The sequence below is a fragment of the Flavobacterium sp. FlaQc-48 genome, from assembly GCF_044007335.1.
In the GTDB taxonomy this organism is placed as follows: Bacteria; Bacteroidota; Bacteroidia; order Flavobacteriales; family Flavobacteriaceae; genus Flavobacterium.
This window is the reverse complement of sequence record NZ_JBIPCR010000003.1, coordinates 223,057-245,165: the sequence shown is the minus strand read 5'-3', so window position 1 is coordinate 245,165 and position 22,109 is coordinate 223,057. Positions and strand designations below refer to the sequence as shown.

General features: G+C 35.0%; 18 protein-coding genes and 3 tRNA genes. 5 read left to right on the top strand and 16 right to left on the bottom strand.

From position 1 onward, the window contains the following. Positions 1-202: 202 nt before the first annotated feature. From ACHRWY_RS06420 to ACHRWY_RS06405, 4 genes are all read right to left on the bottom strand, one after another. Positions 203-1,429 (bottom strand): M56 family metallopeptidase, encoded by a 1,227-nt coding sequence (locus ACHRWY_RS06420; protein WP_395353430.1) that lies wholly within the window; start codon positions 1,427-1,429, stop codon positions 203-205. After that, entirely contained in the window at positions 1,426-1,797 is a 372-nt protein-coding gene (locus tag ACHRWY_RS06415; RefSeq protein WP_056244584.1) for a BlaI/MecI/CopY family transcriptional regulator, read from the bottom strand. The genes ACHRWY_RS06420 and ACHRWY_RS06415 overlap by 4 nt, the downstream gene beginning before the upstream one ends. A 193-nt stretch (positions 1,798-1,990) precedes the next feature. Continuing rightward, positions 1,991-2,413, bottom strand: coding sequence for a hypothetical protein (locus ACHRWY_RS06410; RefSeq protein ID WP_395353429.1), 423 nt, complete (start codon positions 2,411-2,413; stop codon positions 1,991-1,993). 361 nt (positions 2,414-2,774) lie between these two features. Next, complete coding sequence (locus ACHRWY_RS06405; RefSeq protein WP_395353427.1) at positions 2,775-4,163, bottom strand: dipeptidase; 1,389 nt, start codon at positions 4,161-4,163, stop codon at positions 2,775-2,777. A 109-nt stretch (positions 4,164-4,272) separates the two neighbouring features. Between ACHRWY_RS06405 and ACHRWY_RS06400 the strand changes: the two genes are divergently transcribed. Both ACHRWY_RS06400 and ACHRWY_RS06395 read left to right on the top strand, forming a co-directional pair. After that, positions 4,273-4,354: transfer RNA gene (locus tag ACHRWY_RS06400), tRNA-Leu, on the top strand. A gap of 105 nt (positions 4,355-4,459) precedes the next feature. Beyond that, positions 4,460-4,912, top strand: a complete 453-nt coding sequence (locus tag ACHRWY_RS06395) for a hypothetical protein (RefSeq protein ID WP_395353426.1) — start codon at positions 4,460-4,462, stop codon at positions 4,910-4,912. Between the two features lie 327 nt (positions 4,913-5,239). Here ACHRWY_RS06395 and ACHRWY_RS06390 read toward each other — a convergent pair whose 3' ends face one another. After that, on the bottom strand, positions 5,240-5,470 hold the full coding sequence (locus ACHRWY_RS06390; protein WP_395353425.1) for a hypothetical protein: 231 nt from the start codon (positions 5,468-5,470) through the stop codon (positions 5,240-5,242). Positions 5,471-5,746: 276 nt separating this feature from the next. Between ACHRWY_RS06390 and ACHRWY_RS06385 the strand changes: the two genes are divergently transcribed. Beyond that, positions 5,747-6,673 carry a hypothetical protein gene (locus ACHRWY_RS06385; protein ID WP_395353424.1) on the top strand — a complete coding sequence of 309 codons (927 nt, stop codon included), beginning with the start codon at positions 5,747-5,749 and terminating at the stop codon, positions 6,671-6,673. 103 nt (positions 6,674-6,776) lie between these two features. Here the strand turns inward: ACHRWY_RS06385 and ACHRWY_RS06380 are convergent, their stop codons facing one another. The 11 genes from ACHRWY_RS06380 to ACHRWY_RS06330 all read right to left on the bottom strand — a co-directional run bounded on the left by ACHRWY_RS06380 (position 6,777) and on the right by ACHRWY_RS06330 (position 19,096). After that, complete coding sequence (locus ACHRWY_RS06380; protein WP_395353423.1) at positions 6,777-7,439, bottom strand: HAD family hydrolase; 663 nt, start codon at positions 7,437-7,439, stop codon at positions 6,777-6,779. Between the two features lie 261 nt (positions 7,440-7,700). Continuing rightward, the gene (locus ACHRWY_RS06375; protein WP_395353422.1) at positions 7,701-9,284 is read right to left on the bottom strand and encodes an MFS transporter; all 1,584 of its coding nucleotides are present in this window, start codon (positions 9,282-9,284) and stop codon (positions 7,701-7,703) included. A 1-nt stretch (position 9,285) separates the two neighbouring features. Beyond that, on the bottom strand, positions 9,286-10,338 hold the full coding sequence (locus ACHRWY_RS06370; RefSeq protein WP_395353421.1) for an HlyD family secretion protein: 1,053 nt from the start codon (positions 10,336-10,338) through the stop codon (positions 9,286-9,288). An 83-nt stretch (positions 10,339-10,421) separates the two neighbouring features. After that, a complete protein-coding gene (locus tag ACHRWY_RS06365; RefSeq protein WP_395353420.1) occupies positions 10,422-11,732 on the bottom strand; it encodes a TolC family protein in 1,311 nt (436 codons plus the stop codon). Between the two features lie 378 nt (positions 11,733-12,110). Next, positions 12,111-12,998, bottom strand: a complete 888-nt coding sequence (locus ACHRWY_RS06360) for a helix-turn-helix domain-containing protein (RefSeq protein ID WP_395353419.1) — start codon at positions 12,996-12,998, stop codon at positions 12,111-12,113. 195 nt (positions 12,999-13,193) lie between these two features. Continuing rightward, positions 13,194-13,267 (bottom strand) — tRNA-Asp (locus tag ACHRWY_RS06355). 571 nt (positions 13,268-13,838) lie between these two features. Then, positions 13,839-13,912, bottom strand: a tRNA-Asp gene (locus ACHRWY_RS06350). Between the two features lie 86 nt (positions 13,913-13,998). Further along, complete coding sequence (locus tag ACHRWY_RS06345; RefSeq protein ID WP_395353418.1) at positions 13,999-14,925, bottom strand: DUF58 domain-containing protein; 927 nt, start codon at positions 14,923-14,925, stop codon at positions 13,999-14,001. Further along, the gene (locus tag ACHRWY_RS06340) at positions 14,922-17,498 is read right to left on the bottom strand and encodes a M1 family metallopeptidase (RefSeq protein WP_395353417.1); all 2,577 of its coding nucleotides are present in this window, start codon (positions 17,496-17,498) and stop codon (positions 14,922-14,924) included. Before ACHRWY_RS06340 ends, ACHRWY_RS06345 begins: the two co-directional genes overlap by 4 nt. Positions 17,499-17,894: 396 nt before the next feature. Then, a complete protein-coding gene (locus ACHRWY_RS06335; RefSeq protein ID WP_395353416.1) occupies positions 17,895-18,485 on the bottom strand; it encodes a hypothetical protein in 591 nt (196 codons plus the stop codon). A 65-nt stretch (positions 18,486-18,550) separates the two neighbouring features. Further along, entirely contained in the window at positions 18,551-19,096 is a 546-nt protein-coding gene (locus ACHRWY_RS06330) for a hypothetical protein (RefSeq protein ID WP_395353414.1), read from the bottom strand. Between the two features lie 204 nt (positions 19,097-19,300). Between ACHRWY_RS06330 and ACHRWY_RS06325 the strand changes: the two genes are divergently transcribed. Both ACHRWY_RS06325 and ACHRWY_RS06320 read left to right on the top strand, forming a co-directional pair. Next, positions 19,301-20,005 carry a LytR/AlgR family response regulator transcription factor gene (locus ACHRWY_RS06325; protein ID WP_395353413.1) on the top strand — a complete coding sequence of 235 codons (705 nt, stop codon included), beginning with the start codon at positions 19,301-19,303 and terminating at the stop codon, positions 20,003-20,005. Beyond that, positions 20,006-22,084, top strand: coding sequence for an ATP-binding protein (locus ACHRWY_RS06320; RefSeq protein WP_395353411.1), 2,079 nt, complete (start codon positions 20,006-20,008; stop codon positions 22,082-22,084). It abuts the gene before it with no gap. Positions 22,085-22,109 lie beyond the last annotated feature (25 nt).

Below are 22,109 nucleotides of genomic sequence, written 5' to 3'. Positions count from 1 at the left end.
TTTTTTTTAAAGGTTCAAAGTTGCAAAGGTTCAAAGGGACAGAGGTTTTTTGTATAGGCTCCGGCTTTAGCCGGGGTAAAATAGATTGTTAGGAAATGGCTTCTTTTCTCAAAAAAAAACTCCAGCTAAAGCTGGAGCTATTCATATCCAAAAGAAACCCTTGAACCTTTGCCACTCTGTTCCTTTGAACCTTAAAAAAAACTTATTTCTCAGCCTGAATGGTTATCGGTAAACTATATAAAACTTTTACTGGTTTACCCTCTTTAGAAGCCGGAATCCATTTTGGAGAAAGTTTTAGGACACGAATTGCTTCTTCACCAAGGCCAAAACCCAGATCTTTCTCAATCTTAAAATCAGACAAAGTCCCATCTTTTTCTACTGAAAATGACATCTCTACTTTTCCATTAATTTTACTTTTAGAAGCTTCTGCGGGCATTTTGAAGTTTTTGCCTATGAATTTGTAAAATTCTTCTAATCCACCCGGGAACTCAGGTTCTTTTGTGCTGGTGGTGTCATAACTAACAGCAAATCCATCTGGCGTTTTTGGCGAAGCTTTTTCTGTTTGAGCTATTGTTTTTGTACTAAAAACAAACAACAAGAAAGTATAAACTACACCTACACTAAATACTTTTAGTACAATTTTAATCGGAGATTCTTTTTTGGTCATCATAAGTAAACGTTTTTTAGTTATTAAATAATTGATATTGCTTGCCAAAGCAATGGTGTTTTTATTTGAAGCAAATTCAAGCAACAGATTTTGATAATTTCTAACAGCTCCAAACTGTTTATTTACCGCTTCATCGGCCAGAAATTCGTGGTTGAGTTTGATCGCTCTTTTATAAAGTAAAAGCAACGGATTGAACCAAAAGACAATCTGCAAAACTTCAACAAAAAGAATATCCAGAGTATGTTTTTGCTGCAAATGCGCTTTCTCGTGCGCTATTAGTTCTGATGGAATTTTGCCGTTCTCGAATTCGTTTTTATTGATAAAAATAGATTTCCAAAAAGAGTGTGGTAAAACTGGTTCTTCGATTAAAACTATTTTTTCTCCCTGCACAAATTGTAGCTGATTATTTTTTGTTCTGTTATAAAATGAATACAAATTCAGGACAAAGCGAATTGTTAACATCAAAACCATAAGAGCATAAACAACTCTAATTAAAACAAATGCAAAATCATTGAATGAAATTGTTTCTAAATTTTCACTACTTTTTTGAATTACCAATTCTTCTAGCTGAATGAATCCAATTTTATTGGAAAAACCAGAAGTAAACGAAATAAGCTTCAACGGAATCACAAAACTAGAAACCAAACTTGCTAACAAATAAATGCGATTAAAACCAAACATTTTTTCGTTCTCTAACCACAATTTATATACTGCATAAAAAACCAAAAGCAGTATTCCTGATTTTAAAATATAGAATATCATTTTTTCTTTTTTTGAATTTCTGAATCGATTATTTTTCTTAGTTCTTCTAATTCCGAAGTCGTTAAATTGGTTTCTTTCGTAAAAAAAGAAGCAAATTGTGATGCCGAATTATTAAAAAAACTGCTGATTAATCCGTTGACGTGTTTCGAGAAATAAACGGTCTTTTCGACCAAAGGATAATATTCCCGAGAATTTCCGAATTCGTTATACGCTACGAATTTCTTGTCGATCATTCGTTTCAAAAGCGTTGCAACGGTTGTGGTTGCCGGTTTTGGTTCCGGATACGCTTCGAGCAAATCTTTCATAAAAGCTTTTTCAAGCTTCCAGAGATGCTCCATTAATTGTTCTTCTGAATTTGATAATTGCATTTCTTTAAGTTTCTAAGTTACTAAGGCTCTAAGTTGCTGAGTTTTTTTGCCACTAATTAGAGTGATTAAGATCAATCTATATTCTATATTCTATATTCTATATTCTATATTCTATATTCTATATTCTATATTCTATATTCTATATTCTAAAAAAAAATCCGCATCAATCCATTTAATCCGCTAAACCTGTGGGCTATTGTATTGTTTGTTCCGAAATCAAATCGCCGTTGTTATACTTTTTAATTTCGGTTAGTTTTCCTTTATCGGAGTAGAATTTCCAATCGCCAAAATAAAACCAATGTGTTTCTACAGTATCGACTTCGATTTTTGTTTTTCCTTTTGATTGTAGTTTTCCATTTTCATAATAATATTTTACGATGCAGATTCCGTTTTTGTATTTTTCGGTTTTATAGATTTTTCCGTTGATGTAGGATTTCCACTTTTTTACCGGTTGGTCATTCTTATAATATTCGAAAGATTTATAGGTCGTACTATCTTGTTTGTAATTATCAATCCAAAGTCCTTCTTTCTTCTTATCAATTTTCTGATTGATGGGTTTGCTTTTACAACTAAAAAGTATCATTCCGCAAAAAAATAGTAAAAGAAGGTTTTTCATATTTTTAGTTTAACTCTACGTTTATAGATGTTGTTCTACAAATGTAGAGTTATTTTTTTAATGTGCAAGAAAAAAGTTTAGCGTTTTTTTGTTTCAAGTTTCAGGTTTCAGGTTTCAGGTTTCAGAACGTTCAAAAGGCCTTAGCTTTAGCTGAAGCCTATTCAATTCTGATGAGAAAAACCTTTGTCACTTTGTCCCTTTGCTCCTCTGAACCTTTTTTAAACCTTTGAACACCCATAAAAAAATCCGCTTACTCTTAAAGAATAAACGGATTGTATTTGGATACCTAACAGGTTTTGAAAACCTGTTAGGAAAATAAACTTTGCGTGCTTTGCGAAACCTTAGCGCCCTTGCGGTTAAACTATTTAGAAAGCTCTACAAAATATTTGTAAAACAACGGAATAGTCTCAATTCCTTTCAAGAAATTGAAGATCCCGAAGTGCTCGTTTGGTGAGTGAATCGCATCAGAATCTAAACCGAAGCCCATAAGGATGGTTTTGCTTTTTAGTTCTTTCTCAAACAACGCCACAATTGGAATACTTCCTCCGGAACGAACCGGAATTGCAGGAACTCCAAACGTTTCTGTATAGGCTTTGTTGGCTGCCTTATATCCAATACTATCAATTGGTGTTACATAACCTTGTCCACCATGATGTGGCGACACTTTTACAGTAACTCCGGCCGGTGCAATGCTTAGGAAATGTTTGGTAAACAATTCTGTGATTTCATGCCAATCCTGATTTGGAACCAAACGCATAGAGATTTTAGCAAAAGCTTTGCTTGCAATTACCGTTTTTGCTCCTTCGCCCTGGTATCCGCCCCAGATTCCGTTTACGTCTAATGTTGGACGGATTGAGTTGCGTTCGTTGGTTACATATCCTTTTTCGCCATAAACATCGTTTAGGTCTAGGGCTTTTTTATATTTTTCTAAGCTAAAAGGTGCTTTTGCCATTTCGGCTCTTTCCTCTGCAGATAATTCCTGTACTTTATCGTAGAAACCAGGAATGGTAATATGATTGTCTTCGTCATGCAAAGAAGCGATCATTTTTGCCAGAATATTTATTGGGTTCGCCACTGCTCCACCGTATAAACCTGAATGCAAATCACGGTTTGGACCTGTAACTTCTACCTCTACATAACTTAAACCACGTAAACCTGTCGTGATCGACGGTTGTTGGTTCGAGATCATTCCGGTATCTGAAATAAGGATTACATCGTTTTTTAGTTTTTCCTGATTGCGTTCTACAAACCAGGCCAAACTTGCTGAACCTACTTCTTCTTCGCCTTCGATCATGAATTTTACGTTACAAGGCAAAGTATTGGTTTGCACCATAAGCTCTAAGGCTTTTACGTGCATGTACATTTGTCCTTTGTCATCGCAGGCTCCACGAGCGAAGATTGCGCCTTCCGGATGAATTTCGGTCTTTTTGATTACGGGTTCAAATGGTGGCGATGTCCATAATTCGATTGGATCTGGCGGTTGAACATCATAATGTCCGTAAACAAGAACGGTAGGTAAATTGGGGTCGATTATTTTCTCTCCATATATAATTGGATACCCCGGAGTGTCGCAAATTTCGACTAAATCGCAGCCTGCTTTTGATAAACTTTCCTTTACTGCCTCGGCAGTATCGATAACATCTTGCGAATATGCAGTGTCGGCACTTACCGACGGAATTTTTAATAATTCGATCAACTCATTGATAAAGCGATCTTTATGTTGTTGAACGTAAGACTTTATATTTTCCATTTCAATTATTTTTATAGAATTTCAAAAATACAAAAAAGAGAATTAATATTTTTTTTCAAAAAATGCTTTGAAATATAGAACTTATGTTTATCTTTGCACCCACAATTGAGCGGATATGGTGAAATTGGTAGACATGCCAGACTTAGGATCTGGTGCCGCAAGGCGTGTAGGTTCGAGTCCTATTATCCGCACTGAAAAAAAGCTTCTGAGAAATCAGAAGCTTTTTTGTTTTATACAAATTGTACTTTATGTCTTCTTTAAAATAATATTCACATCAACTATCAAGCTTTCAAATCATGAAAACAAAAATCAATATTATCCTAACCTTTAGTCTTTTATTATGTTTTTTAACCACAATTGGTCAGACAAATCCTCCTCCAATGGGAATGCCAAAAGAAAGCAATAACATTTTAATTGATAAAATAATTTCAGCAACAAAACATGAAAAATACTTCATTGATTATTGTACAAAAAAAGTAAAGAACTATGCGATAGAAAATAATTGGACATCAGAAAAGACAACACAAATTTTAGAAAGTATAAATTTTAAATACTACAATTATACAATTTATAATTCTTATGCATTCTATTCTTCCAACCAACTAAAAAAAATACTCGAAGCAGTAATTATATTAAACGAAGATCCTAAGAATAAATTAACCATGATCTTAACAAATTCAATGATGCAAAGCAACTTAGAATTATTTGTCGACTCAGTTATTAAAGGGAAGTACGTGACAACAAAATAAAAAGTTTTTCATATCAACTATTCAAGACATTAAAAATATTATTATATGCACTTAAAAAAAGCTTCTGAGAAATCAGAAGCTTTTTTGTTTTATTATACTTCACGTTTTCTTGAACTTTTTAGAAAATTCCAGAGGAATGAGTATTTAACAGCAAGGGATTTCGATCCATTTAAACGCAAAGTTTGTCATTCTGAGGAACGAAGAATCACACGCGCTGAGCACACCCTGTGCGGAATATTGGATGCGATTCTTCGTTCCTCAGAATGACAAAAAAGGTCGATTATAATTGCAGAAGATGGATTAAAATCCATTTAAACGCAAAGTTGATCAAACATCTAAATAAGGATCTAAAGCTTCGGCTAATTTATTGAGCCAATAAAAATTATCCTCCATATTTTTGATTTCAGACCCAACTGTTTCGCATCCTCGCATGATACATAAAGAAAGTGTAAAGTTTACCTGTCGTAGTGCCTTTGCCATATCTTCAGGATCCATAACATCAGTAAAAAAATCTTTTAATCTCATTTCAACTTCTTTGGACAGATGATTTTTGTTCATAATTTTAAAGTTTAAAAAAGCAAAATTCCTCAAAACTTATTTGCATTTGAACTCATATATGCCTTCAACTTTAATTATTATTTTCATATATAAAATCAAATTTTAGCTAAGGCCTTTTCTTTAAACATAAAAAACCTTCAGTTAAAACTGAAGGCAATTCAAATTTTGCTTATATCTTATTCTTTAGCAATGCTTTGTTTATAAAAATATCGAAATAACAATCTATTTTTTAATTCTATCTTTAATTTTACAACCAGCCTAAATAAATCTATTAAGATGAAAAAGACAATTCAAATAATAATCCTGCTTTACTCTCTAACTTCGTTCTCTCAGACTATAATTAAAGTTGAACCGGATGAAGAAAAAAACAGGCATTTCAATTATTTTTTATTAGATCAGGATGATATTATGCATCATCTAGGCATTGATGAACATAACGGCTTTTATAACTTAAAAAATTTAAAATTGGATAGCCTTAAAACATATCGTTTATATCTGGACGATTCTCGATTTGTAAAAATTGATCAGGAATTAAACTTAAAAAACAATGACACTTTAATCATAAAATTAAAGCCCAACCCAAACTGCAATTGCAAATCATTCCCAAAAGACGTGTTTGTTTCACCTTGCCCCTATTTTAGCTTTGGCGCTTATATTCCAAAAGAACCCCGAAATCTTGATGTTGATTTACCTGCAATTATATCACAAAAAGTTAAAGAATATATACGTCTAAGAGTAGGTGAAAAATTTTACAAAAATATTTACTTCAAAAAAGGACAAGTACTAGACAGCATTCCTGCTAAAAAACATTCCAGAAATTTTAAAATGACTACACGATATCATTATTATTTATGTTTTGCTTATTCGAACATAGAAAAAGGAATTGGGGAATATGCCTCTAATGTTGAACTGGACGAATTTGGCAACATAATTAAAGAAATAAACTTTCCTAAAAACAATTTAAAAATCAATGAGTTTGTCTCTTTTAAAAAAATTAAAAACAAAGCCATTGCCAAAAAGTTTTACAATGAAAAAACACAAACAGAAATGTATTATGATCCCAATAAAAACATTTTGATTTGGAAATTCATTAATCAGGAATTTAAACCCCATGGCGTCTTTCTTTCAAAGGAACTAACCTATAATGCGCATACCGGACAGTATTTAGATTTAAAGATTAATGAAGGACAGTGGATTGAATAAAAAAACCTTTGTCAAAGTTTTAAACTTTGACAAAGGCATACTGTATTTAAATGAACTTATATCGCTTATATGGTTCAAATCTTCACAATTCACTTTTTACAAATTACTTTTCACTCAAAAGCTCCAGAATCTTATCAACACTAATTTCACTATAATCATTAATATAAAAGCTACATGGCGGAAGCTGTTCTTTTGTATGTGTACTCAAAACGCCCACGACTTTCATTCCGGCATTTAGTCCGGCTGTAACGCCCGAAAAAGAATCTTCGAAAACCACACAATCAGACGGCGCAACACCAACACGTTTGGCAGATTCTAAATAAACTTCGGGATTGGGTTTATGAAACGTTACGTCTTCGCTTGACATCATAGAATCCATTTTATCAGCAATTTTTAAGGTATCTATAATCAAATCAAGATTCGCACGTGGCGCAGATGTTGCAACAGCGGTTTTAAAACCACGGGATTTCAATTCGCTTAAAAACTCTAAATAATGCGGGATCGTATCGACTTTGTCTTTATAAATTTCACGAAACATTCCTTCTTTTTCATCTTCAAGCCTTGTAAGTTCTTCTCCGGCGATTGGCCGTTTGAAGAAATGCGACATGATATAACTATTGTGTTTTCCGTACATATGTTCTTCGAACTCTTCGTTGGTATAAGGAACCTGATATTTATCGAAAAACGCCTCGAAAGCCTTTACATGATGCGGATTGGTGTGAGAAATCACGCCATCCATATCAAAAATCACACATTGCTGTTTCATTGTATATTTTGTTTTTTTAACGGTTGCAAGATAATTATTTCCGTAGAGTTGCACAGAGTTTCTCGCAGAGATTCGCTGAGTTTTTGTTAAAGTAATCATTAACCGTACAGTTTGTCATCCTGACGCAGGAAGGATCGCACAAGAAGCTCGACAAAGATTGGCGATTATGTTTGCGGTAAATCGTGTGCGATCCTTCGTTCCTCAGGATGACAAATAAACTGAGAAAAAACTTGAAACCTGAAACCTGAAACTAAAAGAAACTTACCCTATCCAAACCTTACTTTTCACCAAAGTCATTGTTTGTCTTAAATGCTGATTGCACGCAATAAGAATAATCAAAACTAACAATCCGTAGCCTACAATGGTATAAATTTCCATATCGGCCAGTAAAGTCGATTGCTTGGTGATGGTTCCGAAGACTTTTTTTAAGGCGAGGGCATTCGACTCGTCAAGCGAATATCCTTTTGCCGCGAAACTCTGGGCTGTTTTGGTAATCGTTTCCTGCGCTTGCGGGTTATCTCCGGTTACGAATTGGCTTAGTTTGAGAAAGTGTTTTTTGTTTAAAAATACCATGGCATTCTGCATGACACAAAAACCAATCGTACTTCCCCAAAAACGTCCTGAAACCCCAACAATTCCTGAAGAAACCGCCATTTTTGCCGGAACAGATGATGTCGTGAATAATATTAACGGCACAAACAAAAACCCGACTCCAATACCTTGCAAAATATACGGAATGATAATATCGGATAACGCTACATCCGGCACAAAAAGAAACGTAAACCAAAAATGAAACAACGCAATAAGCGAAAATCCTATTATAAAAATAAGCTTGGTCGAAACGGATTTCATCAGAAAAAAAGCAGCCAAAATAAGCCCTATTACGTTTCCTAACCCGTTTATGTATTGTACTCCGGCAACCCGGGACGGATCCCAATTCCAGATTGAATACATCGCCGAATGACAAAGACTCAACGTTGCCCTGCTGATATAAAAAAGAAAGAACAACAAAAACCCAATACGCAGATTCGCGTATTTAAAGACTTCAAAATCAAAAGTAGGCCTTTTTACCAAACGTTCTTTAAAAATGAATAAACCTCCTGTTATCAAGGCAATCATCAACATTAAAACCATTTGAGAAGAGTCAAACCAATATTTTTTTTCGGCATAAACAAAAAAGTAAGCGCCACAGAGAATTGCCGTTAAAACCAAAATATAACTGATCCAGTCGATTTGATACAACGGAATTTTCTTGGTGATTCTGTGCCCGCGAAAAGTCACCAGAATCAAAAAGACATTCAAAACCTGAAGCCCTCCTGAAACATACAGCATATATTTCCAATCGTAATGATCCAGAAACCAAACAGCAATATTCATAATAAACGGCGTTGACAATAACAGTGAACCGTAATAAAAGGAGAAGCCAATTATAATGGCATTTTTAGAATGAAACTGCTCGATCAATAATTGCCTGATTGTAATAACCGGAAGCGCCATTAAGATTCCCTCGGCCACTCTCAGCAATAAAAACAGATAAAAATTGGTAATATACGCCGATGAAATAATCGTAATCCCAATTAAGGAATACACCGCCATCAGGTAATTTTTTGCAGGAAAAAAACTCGAAAATCTACTTTCTATCAAAATCGTGGCCAGCAAAGTTCCATACGTAACACACATTGCAAACTGCAAATCTTCCGGCTCAATGTCCAGAAAACTTGCCGCATAGGTTACGTTTGAAGTATAAACTCCCAATAAAATCATGGAATGCAGCAAACAGACAAACAAAATAATAATGATTGCCCATTTGGGAACCCAGGATTTAAAAATACTTTTATCTTCCATTTTAGTTGTGTTCCGCAATAACGGTGATATTCATTCCGGCTCTTAAAAAATCAGCGTGTTTATCCGTTTCTTTCAATTGAATACGAACCGGAATTCTTTGTTCGATTTTCACGAAGTTTCCTGTTGCATTGTCCGGAGGCAATAATGAAAATCTCGCACCACTTGCAGGTGATAGCGAAGTTATTATTCCTGTAAATTCTTTACCATCAATTGCATCGGCCTGAATTCTCACTTCCTGCCCCACGGTTAAATATTGTAGTTGCGTTTCTTTAAAATTGGCCGTAATCCATTTTTCTTTGCTTACGATTGAAAGTAACGATTGGCCTTCTTTTACCAATTGTCCCGGCTGCAAAGTTCTTTTACCCACCCAACCGTCATAAGGCGCGGTAATTATGGTGTACGAAAGAAACAATGCTGCATTATCTGCCACAGCCTGTTTTGAAGCAATATTGGTTTGCATCGTAGGAACGTTTGCCTGCGCCTGAGAAGTACTTAAATTCGAAGACTGAATCCTGTCTCGCATTTCCTGAAAATGTGCCTGAGCCGATTCGTAATCTGCTTTTACTTTTTCTAATTGTTGCGATGTCGCAGCCTCGTCTTTTACCAAAGCCTGGTAACGTTCGTATTCTAATTTTGTTTTCCAAAGATTGGTTTTGGCTGCCGCCAATTGCGATTCTCCAATTACGGTTGAACTGGCTGTTGTAGCTACATTTTTCTCGGCCACAACGCTGCTTTGTTTCGCGCTTTGAACATCGGCCAAAGCCACATTCAGTTTCGATTTGTATTCTCTGTTATCGATAATGACCAAAGTATCTCCTTTATGTACAAACTGATTTTCATCAAAACGAACTTCCTGCACATAACCCGTAATACGCGACATAATAGGCGTTACGTATTGCTCGACCTGAGCGTCATTGGTTTCTTCGTGGTTTCTGTTGAATACATAAAACCAAATCCCTAAAATGATTCCGCTTGCCACCAATACGCAGGCAATAATTGTTATTAATATATGAAACGTTCTGTTTCTCTTAGTTTCATTTTTTATCTTAACCATAATAAACTGTATATCTTTTGTCTTTATTCTTTACTCTATTCTCTTTCTTCTTTCTTCTTGCGTCTACCCTCTTTCTTCTTAAACTAAATCTCACTCGGCATTATCCCCGCAGTATGAAGCAATTCGTAATGTTTTAGAACGGCATCCAATCTTGTAGAAATCTTGTTGTATTTCGCCTGTAGTAAAGCATTATCAGCATCGACCATTTCGGTTATTAAAACCAGTTGATTAAGGTATTTTAGTTTTACGATTCGGTAATTTTCATTGGCCAAATCCAAAGCTTTATCAACCACCACAAATTTTTCAAGGATTTCCTGATATTGGGTATGCTCTTTAAACAGCTTATCCTGAATTTCATCTTTTGTAATTTCAGTCTGCATTTTCTGCCATTCTATTTGTGTCGTAGCTTGTTGTACTTTGGTTTTGTTTTTATACAAAGCCGAAATATCAAAATGTGCTTCGATACCAATTTGTCCTAAAGTGTACAAGTACGGATTTGGCGGAAAAAATTTATAGTTTGGATAATAAAAACCATAATTCCCGAAGAAGTTTACCGTTGGCAGATAGTTTCCTTTAACCAGTTTCAGTTCGGTTTTTTTGATGTTTAATTCCTGACTGGCGATTCGCATTTCTTCGTTCTGAAAAGCTTTTTCCAAATAGAAATCATACGGATCCAAACCGTTCATGTTATCGATAGCAGCTGTAGTATCAATGGCTATTTCTTCGTTTTCCGGAAGCTGAATCAACGTTTTTAAATCGTGCAGTGCGATTTTTATATTTTTGGAGTTTGTCAGCGAGTTTAATTCTCTGTCCGAAAGCTGCAATTCGGCCCTGATGACTTCGTTTTTAGTCACCGTTCCGTGTTTTTGCAGGGACTGCACTTCTTTCAATCGGCTTTTTTCTTCTTTGATGTTTTCTTCAAAAATCTTCTGAAGCTCCATCATTTTGTAAATCGCCAGATAATTGGCCACCACTTCAAGCTCAATATCATTTTCAGTCTTTTCGGTTTTTATTTTGGCAATTTCGTTTTCCTGATTGGCAATTTTAATAGCGTTATTGATCTTATTACCCGCATAAATTGGCATTTTAAAGGTTGAATTCACCTCATAAATTTCAGGAATCGCCTTTGTCACTTCTTTGTCTTTCAGGAAACCGCTTCCTTTGAATTCCGTAATATTGGTAATTCTCGAATACACACCGTTTAATTCGATATCCGGTAAACGGAGTTCTTTTCTTTCTTTGATGTTTTGCTCTGAGAGCGTCGTCTCTAATTGAGATCTAAGGATTTTTTTATTGTTTTCTTTCGCCAGTTTCACCGCTTCGCTTAACGAAACCGAGTGAATTTCCTGTGCTTGCAAACTATTAAATGTCAATATGATTAAAAATATCAACACGATTTTGAGAAAACAATCTTCTGTAGAATTTGTTATTTTAAGGAACATGAATATTTTAAGATTTTAATACTGCAAAGTTCCTTCATTTTTTTGGTGACTGATAATTCTAAAAAGTCAATAACGTATTCATTTCGGACAAATGTTAAAATTTTAATTTCCGAAAACGTTATATTAAAATATTGAATAATAGCAGGTTAAAAAAAAATATACGATTGAAAGGTTTCACGCAGATTTAAAAAGATTTAGGCAGATACGCACAGATTATTTTAATTTGAAGTAAAAATCTATCGCAGATTTAGCAAATCAAGCAGATAAATTACATTTTAAATAAAAATCTGCCGAATCTGCTAAATCTGCAAGAGAATAATTTCGTCTGTTTTATAAAATATTCTCTCCGTTAAAGTAATCAGAAGGTCTTTGTCCAAGGAATTTAAAGAAAGTATTACTGAATGTCGGTACACTACTATACCCTACTTCCAGGGCCACTTCTTTGACCGAAAGTTTTCTGTCAAGCAGAAGTTCGATGGCTTTTAAAATTCTTCGAATGGTATAATATTGAATGAATGACATATTAAGGTCTCTCTGAAACAAGCGATACAAAGAGCGTTCGCTGTACCCAAATTCATGTGCAACCTCAGCAAACAGAATCGTTTCTCCCAGATTATTCTCGATATGTCTAAGAATTTTACTCAAACGCGGATCTTTTGGCTGTGGTAATTCTAAAGGTAAATTGGTCAGGCAAATTTGAGGCAGTATTGCTTTAATGGCTTTGGCAATCGTAAAATTCGGGCTTCCTTTTTTAAGATCACCATTCCAACGATTTGTAAAAAGCATCATTTGAAGCAGCAAATTATTCACCGGATAAATACCTTCGCTTTTATAAAAAACATCTTCGTCTTTTTCAACCGGAAAATACAAGTTACGCATTGTTACGCTTTCAGATTTTGGTTCAATACTGTGCGCCACCCCACTCGGAATCCAGATAAAATGTCTTGCGGGCAAAAAATAGGATTTGGTTTCCGTCGTTACAAAAACCACATCACCTTCGGCATATAACAATTGCGCTTTGTCGTGTTTATGTGTGGGCACAAACAATTCTCCCATCAAATCGTGGTGGCAATAAATGCTTTTTTTATCGGCATCTACTTTTTTGATATAGTATCTATCTAGTTTCTGACCGGAATGTTCCATTGAAGTAATAGTGACATATAAATATAAGAAGAAATAAATAGTTTGAGGTGTAAAATAGCGATGATTTAACCGCAAAGTCCGCAAAGTTTTTAAAGTATGCTTTTTAGAAAACACAAAGTTCGCAAAGCTTTGTGTTGATCCAGCTTTGCGAACTTTGTGTTTTCTATGCGTAAAGTAAAATTAAATCTTAGCGCTCTTTGCGGTTAAAATTCAAATAGCTATAAAAAACAAAAAAGCCTTTCCGTTAAGAAAGGCTTCTCCCAATATTTGCGGTCTGGACGGGACTCGAACCCGCGACCCCATGCGTGACAGGCATGTATTCTAACCAACTGAACTACCAAACCAACTGCGTTATTGTGAGTGCAAAAATACAACAGAACTTGGATTATACAAGGGTTTTTATGAATTAAAATTAAAATATTTTTAACGAACTGATTTTAAATAAATTCCAATCTCATAATTTTCAAATTCCAGATCAAAAAAGCTAAAAAGCCGGGATTTAACCGCAAAGAGCGCAAAGTTAAAAGCACAAAGGTTCGCAAAGTTTATGTATAGCTTTGCGAACCTTGCGTAAATCTTAGTGACCTTTGCGGTAAAATTTAACCACAAAGTTCGCAAAGCTTTGTCATGAATCAACTTTGTGACCTTAGCAGTTAAAAAACATAAGTAAAAACAAAAAATCCGCAAAGCTTAAAAAAAACTTTGCGGACTTTGAGTAAATCTTAGCGCTCCTTGTGGTTAAATCAAAAGTGTCCTAAATCAAAAAAGCCATCCACAAAAGTGGAAAGCTTTTCATTGGTCTAACTACTAAACCAGCTACGAGTTACAAAGTCGTAGCAAAACAACACAACTAATCTTAGATACCGTATTTGGGCAAAAAAGCCTTTCTGTTAAGAAAGGCTTTCCCCAATATTGCGGTCTGGACGGGACTCGAACCCGCGACCCCATGCGTGACAGGCATGTATTCTAACCAACTGAACTACCAAACCTCTGCGTTATTGCGGTTGCAAAGATAGTACAGAATTTCATTTCTGCAAGCGTTTTGCTAAAAAAAATTAAATATATTTTTAAATTCTTAGCCAAAGTTTTGTTTTTCAACTAAATATGTAGTCAATATTTTTTCAAAATTATCTCCAACATTCACCGGAACGTACTTAATTTGGTTCTTTGCACAGGTCAAGGACAGTTTTTTAAAATACTCTTCTGCCCTTTTTTCATATGCTGCTTTTACATTATCGGCAAAAATAGATACTTCTTCGCCTGATTCCAGGTCAATAAACTTTCTTGGCGTATTATCAAAATCAAATTTGAGCTCTGTTTTATCATCAACCACATGAAACAACACTACTTTGTGTTTGTTGTGTTTAAGATGCTGTAAGGCATTAAACAGCTTCTCATCATCTTCTGACTGAAACATATCCGTAAATATGATGATCATCGAACGGCGGTGCATTTTCTCTGCAATTTGGTGCAGATAGGTAATCGTATCAGTAGTTTTTTTGACTTTTGGCTGTTGTAATAATTCTTCCAGTTTATTCAAAAGCATCCTATGATGGCGATCACTTCCTTTTTCCGGGGCATAATATTCGTAACTGTCTGAGAAAACGCTTAAACCCACGGCATCGCGTTGTTTCTTTAAGATATTCATTAAAACTGCCGACGCCAAAACGGCAAAACCAATCTTCTTTTCATAAAAAGGCTGACCCGATTTTAGTTCCGGATAATGCATCGACGACGAATTATCAACTATAAGATGACATCGTAAATTGGTTTCCTCTTCGTAGCGTTTGGTGTACAAACGATCTGTTTTGGCAAATAATTTCCAGTCGATATGTTTGGTACTTTCTCCTGCATTGTAGACTTTATGCTCGGCAAATTCAGCCGAAAATCCATGAAACGGACTCTTGTGCATTCCGGATATAAAACCTTCTACCACCTGATTGGCCAGCATTTCGAGATGCTGAAAACTGGATACCTTCTCTATTTCCGATTCGATTTTCATTCGGTTTCTTTTTTAATATTTTGTGCGCGGTACAAACCGTCTGTCGCCTGCAACAGTTTTCGTTTTAATATCGGACTAAAATTAGGGTTTTCTTTTAAGAATCGCTGTACTTCATCAAAAGCATATTTCGATGAATATTTTCCAATCGTATTATTTAGCCAGTCTTTTGGAAAGAAAATATCTCCCGTACGCTGAATTTCCTCCACCAAATCTAATGAAAACCGGATATACTTTTGAGCACTTTCCTGACGTAACGGATGATTGATATTCGCCAAACCTACCCCAACCCAGGATTCTTTCTCTCTGTTTTCATCGTCTTTTAATGATTTCACAAAAGCATCACGAACCAATTCATCTTTTGATAAAGAAGGCAGCAAAAACTCAAATCGCTTTTGTTTGTCCGGATTTGTGATGGTTGTTCTGGCTTTATTCAGGATTTCATCGGCATTAGCATGTTTAAATATTGCCAGATTCATGGCCATATTCGTATAATCGTCTTCGTTTAATTTTAAACCCGGGATCACTTTTTCTTTGTTCCAAATCGAATACAACTTTGCTTTACCAGAATCTGAATACGCAATAGAGCTGAATAAATTAAACAATGTCTTTTTGATATTGCCTGGCAAATTAGCCTGCAAACGTTCGTATAAAACGTCTTCTAATTGTTTTTGGGCTTTATTTTGTTGCTTTTGGGTTAAGAATTTCCAAAAAACATTACTCGTTTGACTGGTAATTATCTTTAAAACCAATTCGTTTTCTTCCTGCTGGATTCCTTTTACAAAACAATCAAAAGCTTTGTTTGGCGCAACATTTCCGATTAAGGTGTTTTCGTAAATATTAATATACGTTGAAGCTCTCGCCACCTCATCTTTCAAGGATAAAACAGTTGCTGCAGTATTTCCGTCAAGCGGAAAAACACCGTAACCAAAACCATTATAATTATAAATAACAGCAATAGGTTTTACAAGCCCAATTGCTTCTTTTACCAGTAAGTTTTTATCTTTGATCGTAACATTGATCACTTTTACCTGATCCGGATAAACCAAACCAATATCAAAAATCTGAGGCCATACATTCGTTGATTTATCTTCGGCCTGTTGGATTATTTCTAACTTTTTGATACGGTTTTGGGTATCATATTCTATTTTATCTGTAAAAATGGCCCTGCCGGATTTATTTACCCAGACTTCACTCCATTTTTGCATATCCAGTGGCGTTTCGGCATCCAGAATTTCGACCAGATTATTCCAGTCGGCATTGTCATAAGCGTATTTTTTTATGTATTTTTCGATTCCTTTCTGGAAAGCTGCCGCCCCCATCGAAGCTTCTAACTGGCGCATCATTATGGGTGCTTTGTTGTAAATAATGGCTCCATAAAGCGAACCGGCATCTTTCAAATTGGCCAAATTTTGTTTTATCGGGTGTGTACCTAATGAACGATCTTCCGCGTAAGCGTTAGGATAATGAGCTGTCAGAAATTGTAGATTATGATTGACTTTCGGGAAAATCGGGTTCATAATTTTATCTGCCATAAAATTGGCAAATACTTCTTTCATCCAGACATCATCAAACCATTTCATGGTCACCAAATCGCCAAACCACATATGCGAGGTTTCATGTGCAATGAGCTTTGCACGATCTAGTTTCTCACTGTTTGTTGAACTGTTATCTAAAAACAAAGTCGATTCCCGGTACTGAATCGCGCCAACATGTTCCATTCCGCCATATTGAAAAACCGGAATTGAAGCAAAATCCAGCTTCTGAAAAGGGAATTTATAATGAGTATATTTTTCCAAAAAGTCTACTGATTGCTGGTGTAAATTAAAAATAGTGTCGGTACTTACGCGAATCTTTTCTGCATTGTTTTCGCGATACAACATTGTCATTTCTCTATTTGCGGGTTTCTGCGTCGCAGTTTTAAATTTTCCGGCAACGAATGAAAACAAATAGGTGCTCATTTTGTCTGATTCTCCAAAACTATAACTTGTAAAATCTCCTTTTTCCAGTTTCTCTTTTACATCGGCTCCGGCCAAAACTGTCCAGTCTTTAGGAACCGACAAACTCAATTTATAAGTCGCTTTGATATCGGGCTGATCTAAACAAGGGAATAATGTACTGGCGCGATCCGGCACTAATAAAGTATATAGAAAATCATCATTTCGGTTTAAAGATAAATTTCCTGCTATAAACGAAATCGTAACTGCATTTTTTCCTGAAATCAAATCTTTCGCAGCAATAACAATATGGCCTTTTTCATGAACAATGGCAATACTTTTGCCGTTAACCTGAATTGATTTTATGTTTGCCGTTTTCTCTTTAAAATCTAAATATAAGGGCTGGCTCAAATCTGATATTGTCAGGTTTAAAGTAAGACCTGAATTGATTTCCTGCTGTTTTAGCTGTGGAATTTCAAACGAAAGCCCGTAAGTAACATTAGAGATTTGATGTTTGCGGAAAATAGCCAATTGTTCTGAAACACCATTTTCTAAAAGAAGATTTTCTTTTTGTATCGATTGAGAAAAACCAATTGTAGTAAATGCCAGAACACAAAGAAAGCTGTAGAAAATTTTCATTTTTAAAGGAATGTTAGATTTGTAAAAATAAAAAAAAGTTAGCCACGAATTTCACGAATTAGCACGAATTAAAATTCTTTTTTGCCACTCCCGATAGCTATCGGGATCACAGATTAAAATGATTTTTTTTAATCTATGAGAATCATTTTATTCGACGAAAAATTATTAAACACATAGAGACATAGCTTTACATTCCGGAAAAAAAAGAATGCATAAAGAAACCTATGTCTTTCACATAGCTATGTGTGTTTAAACAAATGAAATGTCTTTATTTTAAGTTAGAAAAACGATATCTCTATGTGTTTAAAAATTATGTTCAATTTATTCCAATAAAAAAAGTCTGACTATTGCCAGACCTTTTCCAAACATACTAATTCTAACTATCCAAAAATAAAATTATTCAGTTCGTTGAAATTTAAAACTTATATCTCCCGCATAATAGGTGTTACGCGCATTTGTTGGAAAAATTGTTTCGGTAGCCGTACTCGAAATATACGCATAACCTGTAATGGTAATATTTCCTGCTACAATTGGGTAAGTTGCTGCTGATCCGTCAGTTTTTGTTCTGTTGATCCAGTCGTCGCTATTAACACTGAAAAAATACTCTTTGTCTTTCACTAACTGAATTGGAAGAATGGTTTTTTCGAAAGCCATATTGGCCACAGATATATTCATCGTCTCTGATTTTATAACCGTTTTGGTCGCTACATCCCATAAAGTGATTCTTAGAGCGGTATTTACATCTGGAATTTTAGCAAAAAAGGAGCTTATCTTACCCGTTACAGTTGGCTTAAAACTGAAACCGTATTCGTAGATTCCTGAATTTTTTACATCTACAGCTTTTTGGCTAAATCCAGATGCGGCCATATATAAGTCTAAGGGATTTTCGTAGTCATAAGTAACAGAATCTTTATCGTCGTCGCTGCTGCATGAAATGGTTAGTAATGCAACTGATAAAATGGTAAAAATGGTTTTTAAGGTTTTCATAATAATTTTAATTTATTTGGTTCTTCTTCTTTCGTTTAACAGATTGTTTTGTATTCTTCCAAAAATTACGGCTGAATGTTAAAACGTGCACAAACTTCTTCGTAGCTCATTTTAGCATAATCTGGTTTTGCTGTTTTTGCTGTTGCAGCCGCAACGCCTCCGGGAATCAAAATATAGCGCCAGCTAAGCGTTGTTGGCAGATTTACGGTTCCTGCTCCTGAATGTACAAACCTGAACAATTTGATTTTCTTTAGAGTAGAAATAGCACTAATAGTATTAGCCGTTGCACCTGCAAATGATGTATAAGGCAATGTATATGTTCCAGCCCCAAAAGACATATAAACCAATATGGTCCCTTTTGCGAGAATATCTTCTGACAGTTCAGGCGCATTAATAGAAGTAGACATTCCCGAAGTACCATCTATAGTTTCTGCAACTGCCGTTGGAGCTGTTAACCATGCGCTATAAATAACATTGGCTGTTCCGGTGGCGCCTGTTGCACCTGTTGCCCCTGCTGCGCCGTCTACTCCGTCTTTTCCGTCATCACTGCTGCAGGAAATTGTAGAAAGGGCAACTAATAAAATGGCAAAAATGGTTTTTAAAGTTTTCATAATAATTTTGGTTTTAAATTTGGCTAAATGATTCTTATTTAATTCAATAACATTATTTTTGCAAAAGTCAACTGATAGTGAAAGAACGTTTCTTTTTATCTGAAGACTGAATTACAAGACAAATTTGCAGGATTAAAATGGGCGGAAAAACCACTAATAGACAGACGACATTTTAAATAGACAGACGACATAAAACCGAATTAAATGACTAATAAATACACCTGCATTATTATCGACGATGACGAAATAGACAGACTTACCGTGTTATCGTTTGCCAAAAAATTTCCTGTTCTGGATATTTTGGGTGTTTTTGAATCGGCAGAAGAGGCGCTTCCGTTTATCGAAAAAGAAAAAGTCGACATTCTATTTCTGGATATTGATATGCCGGGTTTAAGCGGAATCGAGTTCAGAAAAAAAGCGTTGGAAATTCCGGTTTGTATTTTTATAACTGCACATCCTGAACATGCTGTAGAAAGTTTCGAAATAGAAACGCTTGATTTTATTGTAAAACCATTAAAACTGGATCGTTTTACACAAACGGTAAGCCGTATCGAAGAGTTTATGGAAATTAAACTAAAAGCCTCTCTTTTTGAAGCCAGTATTGGCGGTGATACGATTTATATCAAAGAAGGCCACGAACAAACAAAAGTCAAATTGCATGAAATTCTATATCTCGAAGCGCTAAAAGATTATACTCTTGTTATTACCGATAAAAAAAGACATTGCGTTTTATCAAGTATTGGTAATCTTTTAAAAGAAGAGCATTTTCAGTCTTTCATTAGGATTCACAGAAGTTTTGCCGTCCAGAAACAATTTATTCAGAAAATCAATTCCACAGAAATTATTTTGAATAATAATATTACCATTCCAGTTGGAAGAAGCTACAAAGAAAACCTAAACTTGTTCTAGATGAAAAAAGTCTGGTTTTTACTGCTGCTTTTCAACATTGTTTCTGTATTTGCGCAGCAGGAACCTAATTTAGCACGATATCAAAGCCCTGATGAAAAACTAAAATTCTGGCTAAAATATACCAATGAAGTATTAGATTCCGAAGATTATCCAAAACTTCTAATCGCCGCACAAAAAGGAATTGAACTTTCTAAAAATCATCTCGCCTATAAATCAAGATTTTATTTCTTAAAAGGAAATGCTTACGAATTCAATAATAACCAAAATAAAGATGCAGCGATTAATTACGAGCTTGCATTAAAATATGCACAACAGGCCAGACACCTTAGAAACGAAACATCTGCTTTGATGCGTCTCAGTTATGCCTATTATGCGCTTAATGAAACTTTAAAAAGAAAACAACTCGTAGCATATATTAAACAGGTTGTTGACACCACAAAAAATACTAATACCAAATCTGTTCTTTACGGAAGCCTTGGCGAATATTATCTTGACAATGCCCAATATGAAACCTTTATTAGTTATCAGCTTAAAGCGATTAGTTATAAAAAACTACTTAAAAAAACAGTGGCCAACGATGAGACAATTGGCGTGTCCTACAGTCAAATTGCAGCCGCATATACTAAAATGAAGCAATACAATAAAGCTATTGAATATTTAAATTATGCCCGGCCTTATATCAAAACCTCACCTTATATTAGTGCTTTTTCATGCAATTATTACCTACAGTGTTTTGTTCCCTTAAAAAATCTGGACAGCATTCAAAAATATTACAACTTAATCTACACTTATCCTTCTAAAAAAGATTCCTTATTTCTTAATCTTAGTTTTGCCAATCGAAGCGTATCTGAATATTACGCCAATACAGGTAAAATAAACACTGCATTTAATTATGCTAAAAAAGCGGTTTTACTTGGAGAAAAATCCAATTATGAAGATATTATTATGGAAGCAAATGCCGTAATGGGAAGGATTTTATATGAAAAAGGAGAATACAAAAAAGCAATAGAAACCCTCAACAAAGCTTCAAAAAACGCTTTGACCTACGATAAAGAATCGTTTGTAAACATTAATAAAAAACTGTCTCAAAGTTATGCCGCATTAGGTCTTTGGAAAAAAGCTTTTTATTATAATGAAATTTACACCAAGTCGAATGACGAAATGATGCAGGAATCGGCCAAACAAAGTATTGCCAATGCCGAAGCGCGTTATCAAAATAAAACCAAAGGACAGGAAATCAAAAACCTTTCAACTCAAAATACACTTAAAAACATTCAGATTCAGGAAGCTAAAAAACAACGTATTTTTTTAATTTCAGGATTAATTCTCGTGGGTATCATCGGATTATTATTGTTCCAACAAAACCAAAACCGTAAAAAAACCAATCAGAAATTACAGCTTTTGAATCAGGAACTGGACGAAGCCAATAAAATAAAAGCGCGTTTCTTTAGTATTCTGAACCATGATTTAAGAAGTCCGGTTTCGAATTTAATTCACTTTTTGCATCTTCAAAAAGAAAATCCCGAACTCATTGATGAAGAAATGGCAGCAAGAATGCAAACCAAAGTCATTACCGGAGCAGAAAATCTCTTATCCTCGATGGAAGATATTCTATTATGGAGCAAAGGCCAAATGGAAAACTTTAAACCTCATTTTAAAGAAATTCCGATCACGGTTTTATTCGAAGAAACCCAAAAGCATTTTTCAGGCATAGAGAATATTCAGATTTCATTTGAAGATCCTGAAAACATCACCCTAAATACCGACGAAAATTACCTTAAAACCATCATTAGAAACCTGACCGGAAACGCCATAAAAGCCCTGGACAAAACCCCAAACGGAAAAATAATCTGGAAAGCCTGGCAGGAAAATGAAGTTCAATACCTCTCCATTACGGATAACGGCCCCGGCGGTACTCAGGAACAATTCAAAGCCTTATACGACGATTCAGAAGTTATCGGAATCAAATCAGGTTTAGGATTACACCTCATTCGGGATTTGGCTACGGCTATAAATTGCAAAATCGAAGTAAGCTCTCAGGAAGATTCAGGAACTACTTTTACGCTTGTATTTGGGTAAAAAATAAAATACACCGATAACTAAT

Coding starts and splice junctions, on each gene's coding strand:
- ACHRWY_RS06420 (WP_395353430.1), bottom strand. CDS start 1,429: ATGATATTCTATATTTTAAAATCAGGAATACTGCTTTTGGTTTTTTAT.
- ACHRWY_RS06415 (WP_056244584.1), bottom strand. CDS start 1,797: ATGCAATTATCAAATTCAGAAGAACAATTAATGGAGCATCTCTGGAAG.
- ACHRWY_RS06410 (WP_395353429.1), bottom strand. CDS start 2,413: ATGAAAAACCTTCTTTTACTATTTTTTTGCGGAATGATACTTTTTAGT.
- ACHRWY_RS06405 (WP_395353427.1), bottom strand. CDS start 4,163: ATGGAAAATATAAAGTCTTACGTTCAACAACATAAAGATCGCTTTATC.
- ACHRWY_RS06395 (WP_395353426.1), top strand. CDS start 4,460: ATGAAAACAAAAATCAATATTATCCTAACCTTTAGTCTTTTATTATGT.
- ACHRWY_RS06390 (WP_395353425.1), bottom strand. CDS start 5,470: ATGAACAAAAATCATCTGTCCAAAGAAGTTGAAATGAGATTAAAAGAT.
- ACHRWY_RS06385 (WP_395353424.1), top strand. CDS start 5,747: ATGAAAAAGACAATTCAAATAATAATCCTGCTTTACTCTCTAACTTCG.
- ACHRWY_RS06380 (WP_395353423.1), bottom strand. CDS start 7,439: ATGAAACAGCAATGTGTGATTTTTGATATGGATGGCGTGATTTCTCAC.
- ACHRWY_RS06375 (WP_395353422.1), bottom strand. CDS start 9,284: ATGGAAGATAAAAGTATTTTTAAATCCTGGGTTCCCAAATGGGCAATC.
- ACHRWY_RS06370 (WP_395353421.1), bottom strand. CDS start 10,338: ATGGTTAAGATAAAAAATGAAACTAAGAGAAACAGAACGTTTCATATA.
- ACHRWY_RS06345 (WP_395353418.1), bottom strand. CDS start 14,925: ATGAAAATCGAATCGGAAATAGAGAAGGTATCCAGTTTTCAGCATCTC.
- ACHRWY_RS06340 (WP_395353417.1), bottom strand. CDS start 17,498: ATGAAAATTTTCTACAGCTTTCTTTGTGTTCTGGCATTTACTACAATT.
- ACHRWY_RS06335 (WP_395353416.1), bottom strand. CDS start 18,485: ATGAAAACCTTAAAAACCATTTTTACCATTTTATCAGTTGCATTACTA.
- ACHRWY_RS06330 (WP_395353414.1), bottom strand. CDS start 19,096: ATGAAAACTTTAAAAACCATTTTTGCCATTTTATTAGTTGCCCTTTCT.
- ACHRWY_RS06325 (WP_395353413.1), top strand. CDS start 19,301: ATGACTAATAAATACACCTGCATTATTATCGACGATGACGAAATAGAC.
- ACHRWY_RS06320 (WP_395353411.1), top strand. CDS start 20,006: ATGAAAAAAGTCTGGTTTTTACTGCTGCTTTTCAACATTGTTTCTGTA.